At 72.4% G+C, this 14,671-nt stretch carries 11 protein-coding genes and 1 riboswitch; of the genes, 1 reads left to right on the plus strand and 10 read right to left on the minus strand.

What is annotated here, in order from left to right; genetic code table 11:
• Positions 1 to 68 precede the first annotated feature (68 nt).
• A complete protein-coding gene (locus AV521_RS29810) occupies positions 69 to 803 on the plus strand; it encodes a ZIP family metal transporter (RefSeq protein WP_076092586.1) in 735 nt (244 codons plus the stop codon).
• 62 nt (positions 804 to 865) lie between these two features.
• Here the strand turns inward: AV521_RS29810 and cobI are convergent, their stop codons facing one another.
• From cobI to AV521_RS29860, 10 genes are all read right to left on the minus strand, one after another.
• A complete protein-coding gene (gene cobI / locus AV521_RS29815; RefSeq protein ID WP_076092732.1) occupies positions 866 to 1,615 on the minus strand; it encodes a precorrin-2 C(20)-methyltransferase in 750 nt (249 codons plus the stop codon).
• Entirely contained in the window at positions 1,612 to 2,991 is a 1,380-nt protein-coding gene (locus tag AV521_RS29820; protein ID WP_179023469.1) for a cobyrinate a,c-diamide synthase, read from the minus strand. Before AV521_RS29820 ends, cobI begins: the two co-directional genes overlap by 4 nt.
• Complete coding sequence (gene cobO, locus AV521_RS29825; RefSeq protein WP_076092588.1) at positions 2,991 to 3,590, minus strand: cob(I)yrinic acid a,c-diamide adenosyltransferase; 600 nt, start codon at positions 3,588 to 3,590, stop codon at positions 2,991 to 2,993. Before cobO ends, AV521_RS29820 begins: the two co-directional genes overlap by 1 nt.
• Positions 3,590 to 5,599, minus strand: a complete 2,010-nt coding sequence (locus AV521_RS29830; protein WP_076092590.1) for a putative cobaltochelatase — start codon at positions 5,597 to 5,599, stop codon at positions 3,590 to 3,592. Before AV521_RS29830 ends, cobO begins: the two co-directional genes overlap by 1 nt.
• Positions 5,596 to 9,249 (minus strand): cobaltochelatase subunit CobN, encoded by a 3,654-nt coding sequence (cobN, locus tag AV521_RS29835; RefSeq protein ID WP_076092592.1) that lies wholly within the window; start codon positions 9,247 to 9,249, stop codon positions 5,596 to 5,598. Before cobN ends, AV521_RS29830 begins: the two co-directional genes overlap by 4 nt.
• The gene (locus tag AV521_RS29840) at positions 9,246 to 10,790 is read right to left on the minus strand and encodes a cobyric acid synthase (RefSeq protein ID WP_076092594.1); all 1,545 of its coding nucleotides are present in this window, start codon (positions 10,788 to 10,790) and stop codon (positions 9,246 to 9,248) included. Before AV521_RS29840 ends, cobN begins: the two co-directional genes overlap by 4 nt.
• The gene (locus AV521_RS29845) at positions 10,787 to 11,752 is read right to left on the minus strand and encodes a cobalamin biosynthesis protein (RefSeq protein ID WP_076092596.1); all 966 of its coding nucleotides are present in this window, start codon (positions 11,750 to 11,752) and stop codon (positions 10,787 to 10,789) included. The genes AV521_RS29840 and AV521_RS29845 overlap by 4 nt, the downstream gene beginning before the upstream one ends.
• A gap of 97 nt (positions 11,753 to 11,849) precedes the next feature.
• Positions 11,850 to 11,992, minus strand: a riboswitch (cobalamin riboswitch).
• A 171-nt stretch (positions 11,993 to 12,163) separates the two neighbouring features.
• The gene (locus AV521_RS29850) at positions 12,164 to 12,391 is read right to left on the minus strand and encodes a hypothetical protein (RefSeq protein ID WP_076092598.1); all 228 of its coding nucleotides are present in this window, start codon (positions 12,389 to 12,391) and stop codon (positions 12,164 to 12,166) included.
• A 31-nt stretch (positions 12,392 to 12,422) separates the two neighbouring features.
• Positions 12,423 to 13,673 carry an inorganic phosphate transporter gene (locus AV521_RS29855; protein WP_076092600.1) on the minus strand — a complete coding sequence of 417 codons (1,251 nt, stop codon included), beginning with the start codon at positions 13,671 to 13,673 and terminating at the stop codon, positions 12,423 to 12,425.
• A 154-nt stretch (positions 13,674 to 13,827) separates the two neighbouring features.
• Positions 13,828 to 14,583 (minus strand): lysozyme, encoded by a 756-nt coding sequence (locus AV521_RS29860; RefSeq protein WP_076092602.1) that lies wholly within the window; start codon positions 14,581 to 14,583, stop codon positions 13,828 to 13,830.
• Between the last annotated feature and the right edge of the window lie 88 nt (positions 14,584 to 14,671).

The following is a 14,671-nucleotide window of genomic DNA, read 5'->3' on the forward strand; positions in this document are numbered from 1 at the left end:
CAGGGTCTGGTGGAGTGTGGGCGGCGCCGGATGTGCGCGAAGGTGCCTCGATCGGATAGCAAGGGCCTATGGCGGTCTTCGTCGCGCTCGGCGCGTTCCTGATGACGCTGGCCGGCGGCTGGACGGCACAGCGCGTGACCGACCGTCGGCACCTCGTCCTGGGTCTGGCCGGCGGTCTGATGCTCGGCGTGGTCGGCCTGGATCTGCTGCCGGAGGCGCTGCACACCGCCGACCGCGAGATCTTCGGCGTACCCGCCGCCCTGCTGCTGTTCGTGGCCGGATTCCTGCTGGCCCATCTGGTGGAGCGCACGCTGGCCGCACGCCAGGCGGCCCACGGCGGTGCCGAGGGACACAACCACCGGGCGCCCGAGGTGGGCCTGACGGCCGCCGCCGCGATGGTCGGGCACAGCGCCATGGACGGCGTGGCGATCGGCGCGGCCTTCCAGGTCGGCGGCGGCATGGGCACGGCCGTCGCGCTCGCCGTGATCGCGCACGACTTCGCTGACGGCTTCAACACCTTCACCATCACGAGCCTGTACGGCAACGCCCGCCGCCGCGCGATCGCGATGCTGGTGGCCGACGCCTGCGCACCCCTGGTGGGCGCGCTGTCGACCGCGTTCTTCCACATCCCCGAAGCGGTGCTCGGCGGCTATCTCGGTCTCTTCGGCGGCGTTCTGCTCTACCTCGCCGCCGCCGAGATCCTGCCCGAGGCCCACCACGAACACCCCGCACGTTCCACCCTGCTGTGCACGGTGGCGGGCGCGGCCTTCATCTGGCTGGTGGTGGGCCTCTCCGGCGGCTGAACGGACCGGTGGCCGGTGGCCGGCCTCCCGGGCGGCCGACCCGGCCGGCCGTCTCGGGCGCCTCACAGCTTCCCGCCCCGTCCGCCGTCCCGGCGCGGCGGCGCGATCAGCGTCGACAGATACGGCAGCGGCGTCCCGTCCAGCTCGGCGGCCGCCCGCACCGACTCCTCCGGCAGACCCAGCGCCGAACCCCATACGGCGTCGCCGAGCCGCCCGGTCTCCCGCAGCGCATCCGCGACCTCGGCGGCCTGCCGCCCGAACTTGTACGCGACGACGGTCCCCGGCCCGGCCAGCGCCTCCTTCAGCACCGCCGCCCCGGCCGTCACCGGCACCAGCGTCAGCGGCTCGGTGCCCTCCGTCAGCACGGCACCGGACCGCGCCGCCAGATCCTGCATGGCGGTGATCCCGGGCACGGTCTCCACGACGGCCCCCGGCACCAGCTCCGCGATGGTCTGCGCGAGGTACGTGAACGTCGAGTACACGTTGGGATCGCCGATGGTGGCGAAGGCGACGGAGCCGTGCCGCCGCAGCAGCTCGGCGACGGTCTCGCCCGCCGCGTCCCAGGCGGTCTCCCGGCGCGCCCGGTCGGTCCGCTCGTTCAGCGCGAACACCACCCGGACGACCTTGTCCTCGGGCACGTAGTGCAACACGGTCGCCTCGGCGCGCCCCCGCTCGCCCATGTCCTTTCCATCGGACGCGGCCATGACGGGGACGACGACGACATCGGCCGCGCGCAGGGCATTGACCCCCTTGACGGTCACCAGTTCCGGATCACCGGGACCGACCCCGACTCCGACCAGCCTGCTGCTCATGACGTCCGGCACCTCTCCACGAACCGACGGGCCACACCGGGCTCGGACGCCCAGTGCGTGTGCAGGTAACTCGCGTGCACGCCCTGCTGTACGAAACCTTCGACCCGCCGCGCGGGTGTCCGCACCCCCCATGCGGGAGCGGCCCCGGCGCCGGGTTCGACGACCGTGCGATGGAACTCGTGCCCCCGCATCCGTGTGCCGGCGACGGCCAGCGCACTGTCCCCGAGGGCCACGGCGTCCCGGTACCCCAGGGTGAGCCGCTCCGTCATCCGCGCGGTGGCATCGAGCACGCCGCACATGGGCCGGCCGTCCAGCTCCCGGCACAGATAGAGCAGCCCGGCGCACTCGGCGGCGACGGGCGCACCACTGAGGGCCACCCCGGCAATCGCCTTGCGCAACGGCTCGTTGGCGGACAGCTCACCGGCGTACACCTCGGGGAAGCCGCCACCGATGACCAACCCGGCCGTGCCTTCGGGCAGTTGCTCGTCATGGAGCGGGTCGAAGGCGACGACTTCGGCACCGGCGGCGGCGAGCAACTCCGTGTGTTCGGCATAGGAAAAGGTGAATGCCTGACCACCGGCGACAGCGACTACCGGTCGGGCGGCGGCCGGATGTTGGTCCGGCCTCTCAGCCGACCGAGTCGGGACGGGGGTCCAGGGGGCAGAGCCCCCTGGTACGGGACCGGCAGTACGGGCAAGTGCCTCCAACGCCGTCAGGTCACAACCACGGGCCACCAGCGCCGCCATGGCCTCGACGGTCTCCACCGCCGCAGACTGCCGTTCGGCAACCGGCACCAGCCCGAGGTGCCGAGAAGGTGTGTCCACCTGCTGAACCCGCCGCAAGGCACCCAGCACAGGCACCCCGGCCGAATCCAGCGCCTCCCGCAGCAGCTCCTCATGCCGATCGGAGCCCACCTTGTTCAGGATCACGCCCCCGACCCGTACCTCCGGGTCCCAGGAGGCGAACCCATGCACCAGCGCGGCGACGGACCGAGACTGCGAGGACGCGTCGACCACCAGCACCACCGGTGCCCGCAGCAGCTTGGCGACCTGCGCGGTGGAGGCCAGTTCACCTTCCCCCGCCGCCCCGTCGTACAGCCCCATCACACCCTCGACCACGGCCAGATCGCACCCGTGTGCCCCGTGCAGGAACAGCGGAGCGACCAGCTCGGGCCCGCACAGATAGGCGTCCAGGTTCCGCCCCACCCGCCCGGTGGCGAGCGCGTGATACCCGGGGTCGATGTAGTCCGGCCCGACCTTGTGCGGGGACACGGCGAGCCCCCGCGCGGCGAACGCGGCCATCAGCCCCGTGGCCACGGTGGTCTTGCCGCTGCCCGAGGAGGGCGCGGCGATGACCAGCCGTGGCACCGACGACATCACCACTCGATGCCCTTCTGGCCCTTCTGCCCCACGTCCATGGGGTGCTTGACCTTGGACATGTCGGTGACGAGATCCGCGAAGTCCACCAGCTTCTCCGGCGCGTTCCGGCCGGTGATCACCACATGCTGGGTGCCCGGCCGGTTCCGCAGCACGTCCACGACCTCGTCGGTGTCGACCCAGCCCCAGTGCATGGGGTACGCGAACTCGTCCAGCACGTACAGCGTGTACGTCTCGGCCGCCAGGTCCCGCTTGACCTGCTCCCAGCCTTCCCGGGCCTTCTCCTCGTTGTCCATCTGGGCGTCCCGCTGGACCCACGACCAGCCCTCGCCCATCTTGTGCCAGTCGACGGTGCCGCCCTCGCCGGAGACACCGAGCACGCGCAGCGCGTTCTCCTCGCCGACCTTCCACTTCGCCGACTTGACGAACTGGAACACCCCGATCGGCCACCCCTGGTTCCAGGCGCGCAGTGCGAGCCCGAACGCGGCGGTGGACTTGCCCTTGCCGATGCCGGTGTGCACGACGACGAGCGGCCGGTTCCGCCGCTGACGAGTCGTCAGGCCGTCATCGGGTACGACACTCGGCTGTCCCTGCGGCATCAAGCGGCCCTCCTCGAAGTCCCGTGCGTCCCCTGCACATCCCTGACCAGCCCGGCGATCGAGTCGGCCCGCAGCTCGTCCAGCGTGACGGCCGTACCGCCCAGCTCACCCGCGAGCTGCCCGGCGAGCCCGAGCCGTACCGGCCCCGACTCGCAGTCCACCACCACCGAGGCGATCCCCTCGGCCGCGAACAGCCGCGCCGCCCGCCCGGCCAGCGCGACCGGCTCGGGGCCACCCGTGGCCCGCCCGTCGGTCACCAGCACGACCAGCGCCCGCCGCGCCGGATCCCGCAGCCGCTCCACGCGCAGCACGTCGTGCGCCTTGAGCAGCCCGGCCGCCAGCGGCGTACGACCGCCGGTCGGCAGCGACTCCAGCCGTACGGCGGCGGCATCGACGGACGAGGTCGGCGGCAGCGCGACCTCCGCACCGGAGCCCCGGAAGGTCACCAGACCCACCTTGTCCCGACGCTGATAGGCGTCCAGCAGCAGCGACAGCACGGCACCCTTCACCGCGCTCATCCGCTGCCGCGCCGCCATCGACCCCGAGGCGTCCACCGCGAACAGCACGAGGTTGCCCTCGCGGCCCTCCCGGGTCGCCTGCCGCAGATCGTCCCGGCGGACCACCAGCCCCGGCCCGGAACGGCCACGCGCCCGCTGGTGCGGGGCCGCCGCCTGTACGGTCGCGGCCAGATGCAGCTTGGTCAGCGCGCCCCGGGGCCGCCGGGCCCCGGTCGTCCGCCCGTGCTCGGTACGCGCCCGCGACCGCCGCCCGGCGGCACCCTCGCCGATCCCCGGCACACTCAGCACCTTGGTACGGAACGGCTCGGCGGCCCGTACGGCCGACTGCTCCCGCGCACCGGAGGCCTGCGGCTGTCCGTCCTGGCCGGCCTCGGGCCGCGCGGCGCTGTCCCCGCCGCCCTGCGGGCCGTCGTCGGGCGCCGGCTGTCCACCGCCGCCGGGACCGTCGGGATCGGGATCCTCGTCCCCCTCGGACTCGTCCCCCGAGAACTGCTCCAGCGTCTCGTCCAGTTTGTCCTCGTCCAGACCGGGGGCGTCGAACGGGTTGCGCCGCCTGCGGTGCGGCAGGGCGAGCAGCGCCGCCTGGCGCACATCCTCCGCGAGCACATCCGTCCGCCCGGCCCACGCGGCCAGCGCGGTCGCCGTACGCGCCATCACGATGTCGGCCCGCATGCCGTCCACCTCGAAAGCCGCGCAGGTCGCCGCGATCTGCCGCAGCGCACCGTCGCCCAGCCGCACCTGCGGCAGCAACTCCCGTGCCGCCACGATCCGTTGCCGTACGCCGGCCTCCTCCTCGGCCCACCGCGCGGCGAACGAGGCCGGATCGTCGTCGTACGCCAGCCGGCGCCGTACCACCTCGACCCGCTGGTCCGGCTCGCGGGAGGCCGCGACCTCCACGGTCAGCCCGAAGCGGTCCAGCAGCTGCGGCCGCAGCTCGCCCTCTTCGGGGTTCATGGTGCCGACGAGCAGGAAGCGCGCCGCGTGCCGCACGGAGACGCCCTCGCGCTCCACATACGAGGCGCCCATCGCCGCAGCGTCCAGCAGCAGGTCGACCAGGTGGTCGTGGAGCAGGTTGACCTCGTCGACGTAGAGGATGCCCCGGTGCGCGTCGGCCAGCAGGCCCGGCTCGAACGCCTTCACTCCCTCGGCGAGCGCCCGCTCGATGTCCAGCGCGCCGACCAGCCGGTCCTCGGAGGCGCCGACGGGGAGTTCGACCATCCGCGCGGGCCGCGCCGCACCGGCCCCGGCCTCGTGCGGACCGTCCGGGCACGACGGGTCCGGGGCCGCCGGGTCACAGGAGAACCGGCAGCCGGGGACGACGGCGACCTCCGGCAGCAGCGCCGAAAGAGCGCGTACGGCCGTCGACTTGGCCGTGCCCTTCTCGCCGCGCACCAGCACACCGCCGACGGCGGGGCTGACCGCGTTGAGCAGCAGGGCGAGCCGCAGGTCGTCCTGGCCGACAACGGCCGTGAAAGGAAAGGGGGTTGTCACTGGTCGTCGCCCTCCAAGTCGCCCTCCAGCTCCAGGTAGGTGGCCCGCAGCCGCTCCAGCGTGTCCGCGTCCGGCTCGGCCCACAGGCCCCGGTCCGCCGCCTCCAGAAGCCGCTCGGTGATGCCGCGCAGCGCCCACGGGTTGGACTTCTTCATGAAGTCCCGGTTCTCCGGGTCGAAGACGTACTCCGCGCTGAGCTTCTCGTACATCCAGTCGTCGACCACGCCCGCCGTGGCGTCGTAGCCGAACAGGTAGTCCACGGTCGCCGCCATCTCGAAGGCGCCCTTGTAGCCGTGCCGGCGCATGGCCGCCATCCAGCGCGGGTTGACCACCCGGGCCCGGAAGACGCGGTGGGTCTCCTCGCCGAGCGTGCGCGTCCGCACCTGGTCCGGTACGGCGCTGTCGCCCACGTAGGCCTCGGGGTTGGCGCCGGTCAGATGCCGGACCATCGCGACCATGCCGCCGTGGTACTGGAAGTAGTCGTCCGCGTCGACCAGGTCGTGCTCACGGGTGTCGACGTTCTTCGCGGCGACCGCGATCCGCTTGAACGCGGTCTCCATGTCCCCGCGCGCCGCCCGCCCGTCGAGCCCGCGCCCGTAGGCGTAGCCGCCCCAGACGGCGTACACCTCGGCCAGGTCCGCGTCGCTGCGCCAGTTGCGGGCGTCGATCAGCGGCAGCAGACCGGCGCCGTACGCGCCCGGCTTTGAGCCGAAGACACGGGCCGTGGCGCGCCGCCGGTCACCGTGCTCGGCGGTGTCCTCGTCGGCGTGCGCCTTCACGAAGTTGCGCCCGGCGGGCTCGTCCAGGTCCGCCACAGCCCGTACGGCGTCGTCGATCAGCCCGACGACGTGCGGGAACGCGTCCCGGAAGAAGCCGGAGATGCGGACCGTGACGTCGATGCGCGGCCGGCCCAGCTCCGCCAGGGGCACGATCTCGAAGCCCGTCACCCGGCGCGAGGCGTCGTCCCACACCGGACGGCAGCCCAGCAGCGCCAGGATCTCGGCGATGTCGTCACCCTGGGTGCGCATCGCGGACGTACCCCAGACGGTCAGGCCGACGGACTTCGGGTACTCGCCGGTGTCCTGGAGGTACCTCTGCACCAGCGAGTCGGCCAGCGACTGGCCGACCTCCCAGCTCAGCCGGGACGGAATGGCCTTGGGGTCGACCGAGTAGAAGTTCCGGCCGGTCGGCAGGACGTTCACCAGACCCCGGGTCGGCGAACCCGACGGACCCGCCGGGACATAACCGCCGTCCAGGGCGCGCAGGATGTGCCCGATCTCGTCGGTGGTGCGGGCGAGTCGGGGTACGACCTCGTCGCACGCGAACTCCAACACGGCGACGCCGTCCGGGAGTTCGGTGCCGAGCACGTCCCGCAGGACGGCGGGGACGACCGCACGGTCCCACGCCCGTGCCTCCATGCTCTCCGCGATCCGCCGGCACAGCTGCTCCAGCAGGTCGATCGTGTCGGAGGCCGTACGGGACGGACCTTCTGCCAGGTCCGTCAGCTCCACCGGCACCTTCACCGGCGCACCCGGCTCGGCCAGCAGCTCCTTCTCGACCAGCCCGAAATGAGCGGCGAGGCAAGCCCTGAGCCCCGGAAGGGCGTTCGCCTGTCCGCCCCACACCTGGGACGCCCGCAGCACGGCCAGCACCAGGTTCACACGCGGCTCGCCGACCGGGCCGCCGCCCAGGATGTGCAGACCGTCCCTGATCTGCACGTCCTTGATCTCGCACAGATAGCCGTCGATGTGCATGACGAACTCGTCGAAGTCGTCGTCGCCCGGCTGCTCGTCCACATGCAGGTCGTGGTGCAGCTCGGCCGCCTTCACCAGCGTCCAGATCTGGGCGCGGACGGCCGGGGCCTTCGCCGGGTCCAGGTCCGAGACGAGCGCGTACTCGTCCAGCAACTGCTCCAGCTTGGCCAGGTCGCCGTAGGTGTCGGCGCGCGCCATCGGCGGCACCAGGTGGTCGACCACCGTGGCGTGCCCGCGCCGCTTGGCCTGGGTGCCCTCACCGGGGTCGTTCACGATGAACGGGTAGATGAGGGGCAGGTCGCCGAGGACCGCGTCCGGGGCACAACCGGCGCCCAGGCCGAGGCCCTTGCCCGGCAGCCACTCCATCGTGCCGTGCTTGCCCATGTGCACGATCGCGTCCGCACCGAAGCTGTTGTCCAGCCAGCGGTAGGCCGCCATGTAGTGGTGCGAGGGCGGCATGTCGGGGTCGTGGTAGATCGCGATCGGGTTCTCGCCGAAGCCGCGCGGCGGCTGGATCATCACGACGACGTTCCCGAACTGCAGCGACGCCAGCACGATGTCCTCGCCGTCGACGTACAGGCCGCCCGGCGGCTCGCCCCACGCCTCCACCATGGCGTTCTTGAGGTCCGGGTCGAGCTTCTCGAACCACGCCCGGTAGCCCGCCAGCGGCACCCGCGCGGGCGCGGCGGCCAGCTGGTCCTCGGTCAGCCACTCGACGTCGTGGCCGCCGGCCTCGATCAGCCGGTGGATCAACTCGTCACCGCCGGAAGGGTATTCGGTGAGCGCGTAACCCGCGTCGCGCAGGGCGTCCAGCACCCGGACCGCCGACGCGGGCGTGTCCAGGCCGACCGCGTTGCCGACCCGGGAGTGCTTCGTCGGGTACGCCGTGAAGACCAGGGCGATCTTCTTCTCCGCGTTCGGCTTGTGCTTCAACCCGGCGTGGCGCAGGGCGATTCCGGCCACTCGCGCGGCCCGCTCCGGGTCGGCGATGTACACCGGGACCTCGTCGGGGCCCTGCTCCTTGAAGGAGAACGGCACGGTGATCAGGCGGCCGTCGAACTCCGGGATGGCGACCTGCATCGCCGCGTCCATGGGGGACAGGGCCGCGTCCGACTCCTCCCACGCTGCCCGCGAGGAGGTGAGGCACAGGCCCTGCAGCACCGGGATGTTGAGATCGGCGAGTGCGCCGATGTCCCAGGACTCCTCGTCACCGCCCGCCGAGGCCTGCGAGGCGTGGGTGCCGCCGGCCGCGAGCACGGTGGCGACCAGCGCGTCGGCCCGGCCGAGCAGCTCGTACAGCCCGGCGTCCGCGCCGCGCAGCGAACCGCAGTACACGGGCAGGGCATTGGCGCCCTTCGCCTCGATCGCCTCGCACAGGGTGTCCACGAAGGCGGTGTTGCCGCTCAGTTCGTGCGCCCGGTAGAAGAGCACGCCCACGGTCGGGCGGCCGTCCCGGACCTCGTAGGAGCCGTGGACGCCGTACTCCGGCATCTTCCGCGGCTCCTCGAAGCCCTCGCCGGTCAGCAGCACGGTGTCGGAAAGGAACCGGGACAGCTCCAGCAGGTTCGCCGGCCCGCCCTCGACCAGGTACTTCAGCGCCTCCGCCACCACACCGGCCGGCACCGACGACTCGGCCATCAGCTCGGCGTCCGGTACGGCCTCGCCGCCCAGCAGCACGGTCGGGATCCCGGCCGCCTTCAGCGCGGCCAGCCCCTCCTCCCAGGCGCGCTTGCCGCCCAGCAGCCGTACGACGGCGAGGTCCGTGCCCTCCAGCAGCCCCGGCAGCTCCTCGGCGACGTCCACCCGGGTCGGGTTGCCGATGCGGTAGTCCGCGCCGGAGGCACGGGCCGCCAGCAGATCCGTGTCGGCGGTCGACAACAACAACACTGTGCTCATGCAGGCGCTCCCGGTGGGATGAAAGGCAGTCCTTGCGGCGCGCCCGACTCGATGAGCCGCCAGAGCGCGTCCGTGTCCGCGTGCTGTTCGATCAGGTCGCCGAGCCGGTCGAGCTGCTCCTCGCGCAGCGCGGCGAAGGAGGTGTCCGGCGCCGGTACGAATCGGCGGCCCGCGGCCGCGGCCACCTCGCGCAGGAAGGCCCGCCGGAAGCCGTCCGACTCCAGTGAACCGTGCCAGTGGGTGCCCCAGGTCTGGCCGACCCGGCAGCCGTCGAGGAAGGCTTCTCCTCCCTCTATGGAGGCGACGCCGTGGTGGATCTCGTACCCCTCGACCCGCTCGCCGAGGGCCTCCCCTTCCGGCCGGGTCAGGGTCTTCTCGCGGGCGAACCGCACCCGTACGGGCAGGATCCCCAGGCCGGCCACATGCCCCTCGCGGCTCTCGACCTCGTCCTCGATGTGCTCGCCGAGGATCTGGAAGCCGCCGCAGACGCCGAGAACGGGGCGGCCTTCGGCGGCCCGGTGCTTCAGCGCCTCCGCCAGCCCCCGCTCGCGCAGCCACTCCAGCGCGCGCACCGTGCCCCGCGTGCCCGGGATCACCACCAGGTCCGCGTCCGCCAGCTCCTCCGGGCGGTCCACGAACCGCACCACGACCCCCGGTTCGGCGGCCAGCGCGTCCACGTCCGTGAAGTTGGACATCAGCGGGATCGCGCACACGGCGACGCGCAGCACGTCCTCGCCGACCGGGGGAGCGACGGCCGACTCGCGGACCGTGCCGCGCAGCGACACGCTCCCCCACGCTCGGCTTCGCTCGCGCGGGGGGACCCCCATGCCGTCCTCCTCGTCGATGCCGAGCCCGTGCCGGAAGGGCAGTACGCCGTACGCAGGCCGCCCGGTGAGGTCCTGGAGCATCTCCAACCCGGGCTCCAGCAGGGAGACATCGCCCCGGAACTTGTTCACCAGGAACCCGGCGACCAGTTCCTGGTCCTCGGGCGAGAGGAGGGCGACGGTGCCGAAGAAGGAGGCGAAGACGCCGCCGCGGTCGATGTCACCGACCACCAGCACGGGCAGCCGCGCATTGCGCGCGATCCCCATGTTCACAATGTCGGTCCGCCGCAGATTGATCTCGGCCGGGCTGCCCGCCCCCTCACAGATCACCGCGTCATACGTGCCCCGCAACTCGGCCAGGCAGTCCAGCACCGTGCCGAGCAGCCGCTGCTGCCGCCCACCGTGATAGCCGCGCGCACTCAGCTCGCCCACCGGCTTGCCCAGCAGCACCACCTGGCTGCTCTGCTCGCCGCCCGGCTTGAGGAGCACCGGGTTCATCAGCGCGGTCGGCTCGATCCGGCACGCCTGGGCCTGCATGGCCTGCGCCCGCCCGATCTCCGCGCCCTCCCGGGTCACGAAGGAGTTGAGCGACATGTTCTGCGCCTTGAACGGCGCGGCCTTCACGCCCTGACGCACCAGCCACCGGCAGATCCCGGCCGTCACGACGCTCTTGCCGGCGTCGGAGGTGGTGCCGGCGACGAGGAGTCCCCCGTTCACTTTCCACGTCCCTTCAGACCCTTGGCGAGACCTTTGACGAGGAGGCGCGCGGCGACCGTGGTGCCGAGCGCGAGCAGGCCGACGCGGCGGGAGAGCCGTACCGCCCGGTCGATGTCGGTCACCTGGACCGCCCGGCCGGTGCCGCCGCCCAGCACGGGCCGGTGCTCGACCCGGCCGCCGTAGGAGAGGGTGCCGCCCAGGCGGACGCCGAGCGCGCCCGCGAACGACGCTTCGACGGGGCCCGCGTTGGGACTGGGGTGCTTGGGGGCGTCGGCCTTCCAGGCGCGCAGGGCGCCTCGCGGGTCGGGTCCGGCCGCGGCGGCGAGTACGGCAGTCAGCCGGGCCCCCGGCCAGCCCGCCACGTCGTCGAGGCGGGCCGAGGCCCAGCCGTAACGGCGGTAGCGGGGGGACTTGTGACCGACCATCGCGTCCAGGGTGTTGACGGCCCGGAAGCCGAGCAGCCCGGGCACCCCGGCCACCGCGCCCCACACCAGCGCGCCCACGACGGCGTCCGAGGTGTTCTCGGCGACCGACTCGACCACGGCCCGGGCGATCCCGTCGGCGTCCAGCGCCTGCGGGTCCCGGCCGCACAGATGCGGCAGCCGCGCCCGCGCCGCCTCGACGTCCCCGCGCTCCAGGGCGCTGCCGATGGCGCGGGCCTCGCGCGCGAGTGAAGTGCCGCCGACCACCGCCCAGGTGGCGGCGGCGGTCAGCGCGACGGAAGCGGCGGGGGAGGGGCGTACGGCGCGTACGGCCACCGTGCCGAGTGCGACGGCGCCACCGGCGCACACCACGGTGTGCAGGGCGCCCCAGCCGCGGTGGTCGTGCCACAACGCGCCGTCCACGGCAGCGGCCGCACGCCCGAACGCGGCGACCGGATGCCCGCGGCGCGGATCGCCGAGGAGCAGGTCACCGAGAAGGCCGGCGGCGGCGCCGTACGCGTAGCTGCGATCGGCACCCATCGGCTCAGCCGGCCGTGGGGACAGGAGCGGGCCTGGTACGGGTCCTTCGGCAGCCGGGCATGGCGATCGGTGTCCTCACTCAGGGTGTCCGCGCCCTGGTTCGACGAGATTCGGCGGTGAGAGTTCCTGGCTCCCGGGGGTTCTTCCCCGGTGACAGTGGCGGGACCGCGCCGGATTCGCACCGGCTTCCTCTCCTGCCGCCGTACATGGCGTGGGCAGTCCACCACGCGCCCGGAACGGCCGTCAACTTGCTGTTGACCTGCACGGGGAGAGTGTGCCGATCCCCACATCGCGGGGCGCCCGTGGCCTGTGCGCACGGCGAAGGCTCCCCTCCGCGACGGACGGAGAGGAGCCTTGGTGATGCCCGGTTCGTGGTGCCTGTGGTGGTGCCGACCGGTTCCTGGTGTTCCGTCAGGCCTTGGCGACGATCAGGTAGATGCCGTACGCCACCGCCGCCGCGCAGGCGGCGAAGCAGACGTAGGCCCCGGTGACGGCGAGTGCGGCGGAGCCGCCCTGCGTGGCCGCCTTCTCGCGCCGGGCCAGACCGCCCACGCCGAGGGTGAACAGGGACACCAGGGCCACGGTGAACACGAGGCTGACGCCGAAGACGGAGCCGATGGCTGCCCAGTCGATCTTCATGATGCTTCCTTCGGTAACCGGGTGGCCGGGGTCAGACGGCGGCGGCCGGCGGGGCGGACTGGGGCGTGGACTCGGCGGCGGCCGGGGCGGCGATGGTGGCCGTCAGGCCCTCGGTGACCGTGCCCGCCGGGGGCGGGGTCACGGCGGCGATGGCGGTGGTCACCACGCCGGCCGGCTCCCCCGTCTCGGTGACGACGTTGGTGTGGTCGATGACCTCGCGGCGGGAGAGCTTCCAGATCGCGGCGCTGGCGGCGACGAGGAAGACGGCGACGGCGGCGGTGCCCCAGTCGCCCAGGTCCGTGACGGACTCGGCGCCCGCGCCGACCAGAGCGGCGGCCGGCAGGGTGAGCACCCAGGCGACGGCCATCCGGGTCGCGGTGGACCAGCGGACCACACCGCCCTTGCGGCCGAGGCCCGCACCCATCACCGAACCGGAGACGACGTGCGTGGTGGAGAGGGAGAAGCCCAGGTGCGAGGAGGCCAGGATGGCGGTCGCGGCGCTGGTCTGGGCGGCGAAGCCCTGGCGCGGCTCCAGCTCGGTCAGGCCCGTGCCCATGGTGCGGATGATGCGCCAGCCGCCGATGTAGGTGCCGAGCGCGATGGCCAGGCCGGCGGAGAGGATGACCCAGACCGGCGGGTTGGAGCCGGGGGCGATGGCGCCGCCCGCGATCAGCGCGAGGGTGATGATGCCCATCGTCTTCTGGGCGTCGTTGGTGCCGTGGGCGAGGGAGACCAGGCCGGCGGAGGCGATCTGACCGGCGCGGTACCCCTTGCGGGTGGCCTCGCCCTCGGCCTTGCCGCCGATGCCGTAGGAGAACCGGGTGGCCAGCATCGAGGCGAGGCCCGCCACGACGGGCGCGGCGACCGCCGGGAGCAGCACCTTGGTGACCAGGACGTCACCGTGTACGGCGCCGAAGCCGGCGGAGGCGACGGTGGCGCCGATCAGACCGCCCATCAGGGCGTGCGAGGAACTTGAGGGCAGGCCCACCAGCCAGGTGACCAGGTTCCAGAGGATCGCGCCGACCAGGGCGGCGAAGATGACCTCGGGACGGATGCCGCTCTCGTTGACGAGACCCTTGGAGATCGTTTTCGCGACCTCCACGGAGAGGAAGGCGCCCACCAGATTGAGGGCGGCTGACATGGCTACCGCGATCTTGGGCTTCAGAGCGCCTGTGGAGATGGTGGTGGCCATCGCGTTCGCGGTGTCGTGGAAACCGTTCGTGAAATCAAACGCGAGTGCGGTTACCACCACAATCGCGAGGATCAGCGAGAAGCTTTCCATTTACCCAGGCAATCTTTCGAGGTCATTGGCTGGACGAACGTAGGCAACCTGGATGAACGGAAGGTGAACTGAGGTAGGCATGGGAGTGTCTGGGGAGGGGGGTTGATGTTCCGTTTCGCTCCGGTTCGGCACCGGCGCCCCAGACGTCCCTTGGCTACCTGCTACGCGCGAAGACCCGCAGTCGGCTCGCGGACCCGTTGAAGAGATCCTGGTCACCCGGCAGCGTGCCTTCGGACTGGTACTGCCAGAACGTCCAGTACCGCCACCCGCCCGGCAGCGCCCCCGGCTTCCTGGTGCCGTGCAGGGCGATCCACAGGGGGTTGGTCTTCGAGAAGGCGCGGCTGTTGCCGGTGCAGAGCTTCCACCACTGGATCGTCGTGTAGATCACCGGGCGGCGGCCGGTCCTGTGTCTGACCTCGTCGCTGAAGGACCGGATCCAGCGGACCATCCGCTTCTTGTTCAGCCCGTAGCACCTGTGCTTCTTGTTGTACGGGTTGTACTCGATGTCGAGCGCGGGCGGCAGCGTCCAGCCGTCCGCCCGCCAGCCGCCGCCGTGCCGCACGAAGTACGCGGCCTGCCGGGCGCCGGAGGACCTGTCCGGCCGGGCGAAGTGGTAGGCGCCCCGGACCAGGCCCGCCTTGCGCGCACCGTTGTACTGCTGGGCGAAGTAGGGGTTGCGGTAGTTCGTGGACTCGGTCGCCTTGACGTAGACGAACCGCGCGCCCCTGGAACGGGAGGCGGACCAGCCGACGCGCTTCTGATGGGACGAGACGTCGTGACCGCGGGGCTTGCCCACGGCCAGCGCCGGAGCCGCGGCCGCGGTGCTCGCGGTGCCCGTGAGGGCGAGCGCCGCCGTGGCCGCCACGAGGACACCGGCGCGGCGACGGAAGGGTGGGCGTTCACTGGCCATGTGTCTCCCCGGGTCGGCGGACTCAAGATCGTCCGACGGTCAAGGGGGACCATTGAAGGCCTGGCGATTACCGAATCGAGCGCCTTTT

This window comes from Streptomyces sp. IMTB 2501, from assembly GCF_001953885.1.
Taxonomy (GTDB): Bacteria; Actinomycetota; Actinomycetes; order Streptomycetales; family Streptomycetaceae; genus Streptomyces.

Bases quoted from the DNA above. Each gene is read 5' to 3' on its own strand.
- AV521_RS29810 (WP_076092586.1), top strand. From the start codon at position 69: ATGGCGGTCTTCGTCGCGCTCGGCGCGTTCCTGATGACGCTGGCCGGC.
- AV521_RS29855 (WP_076092600.1), bottom strand. From the start codon at position 13,673: ATGGAAAGCTTCTCGCTGATCCTCGCGATTGTGGTGGTAACCGCACTC.
- AV521_RS29860 (WP_076092602.1), bottom strand. From the start codon at position 14,583: ATGGCCAGTGAACGCCCACCCTTCCGTCGCCGCGCCGGTGTCCTCGTG.
- AV521_RS29850 (WP_076092598.1), bottom strand. From the start codon at position 12,391: ATGAAGATCGACTGGGCAGCCATCGGCTCCGTCTTCGGCGTCAGCCTC.
- cobI (WP_076092732.1), bottom strand. From the start codon at position 1,615: ATGAGCAGCAGGCTGGTCGGAGTCGGGGTCGGTCCCGGTGATCCGGAA.
- cobN (WP_076092592.1), bottom strand. From the start codon at position 9,249: ATGAGCACAGTGTTGTTGTTGTCGACCGCCGACACGGATCTGCTGGCG.
- AV521_RS29820 (WP_179023469.1), bottom strand. From the start codon at position 2,991: ATGTCGTCGGTGCCACGGCTGGTCATCGCCGCGCCCTCCTCGGGCAGC.
- cobO (WP_076092588.1), bottom strand. From the start codon at position 3,590: ATGCCGCAGGGACAGCCGAGTGTCGTACCCGATGACGGCCTGACGACT.
- AV521_RS29845 (WP_076092596.1), bottom strand. From the start codon at position 11,752: ATGGGTGCCGATCGCAGCTACGCGTACGGCGCCGCCGCCGGCCTTCTC.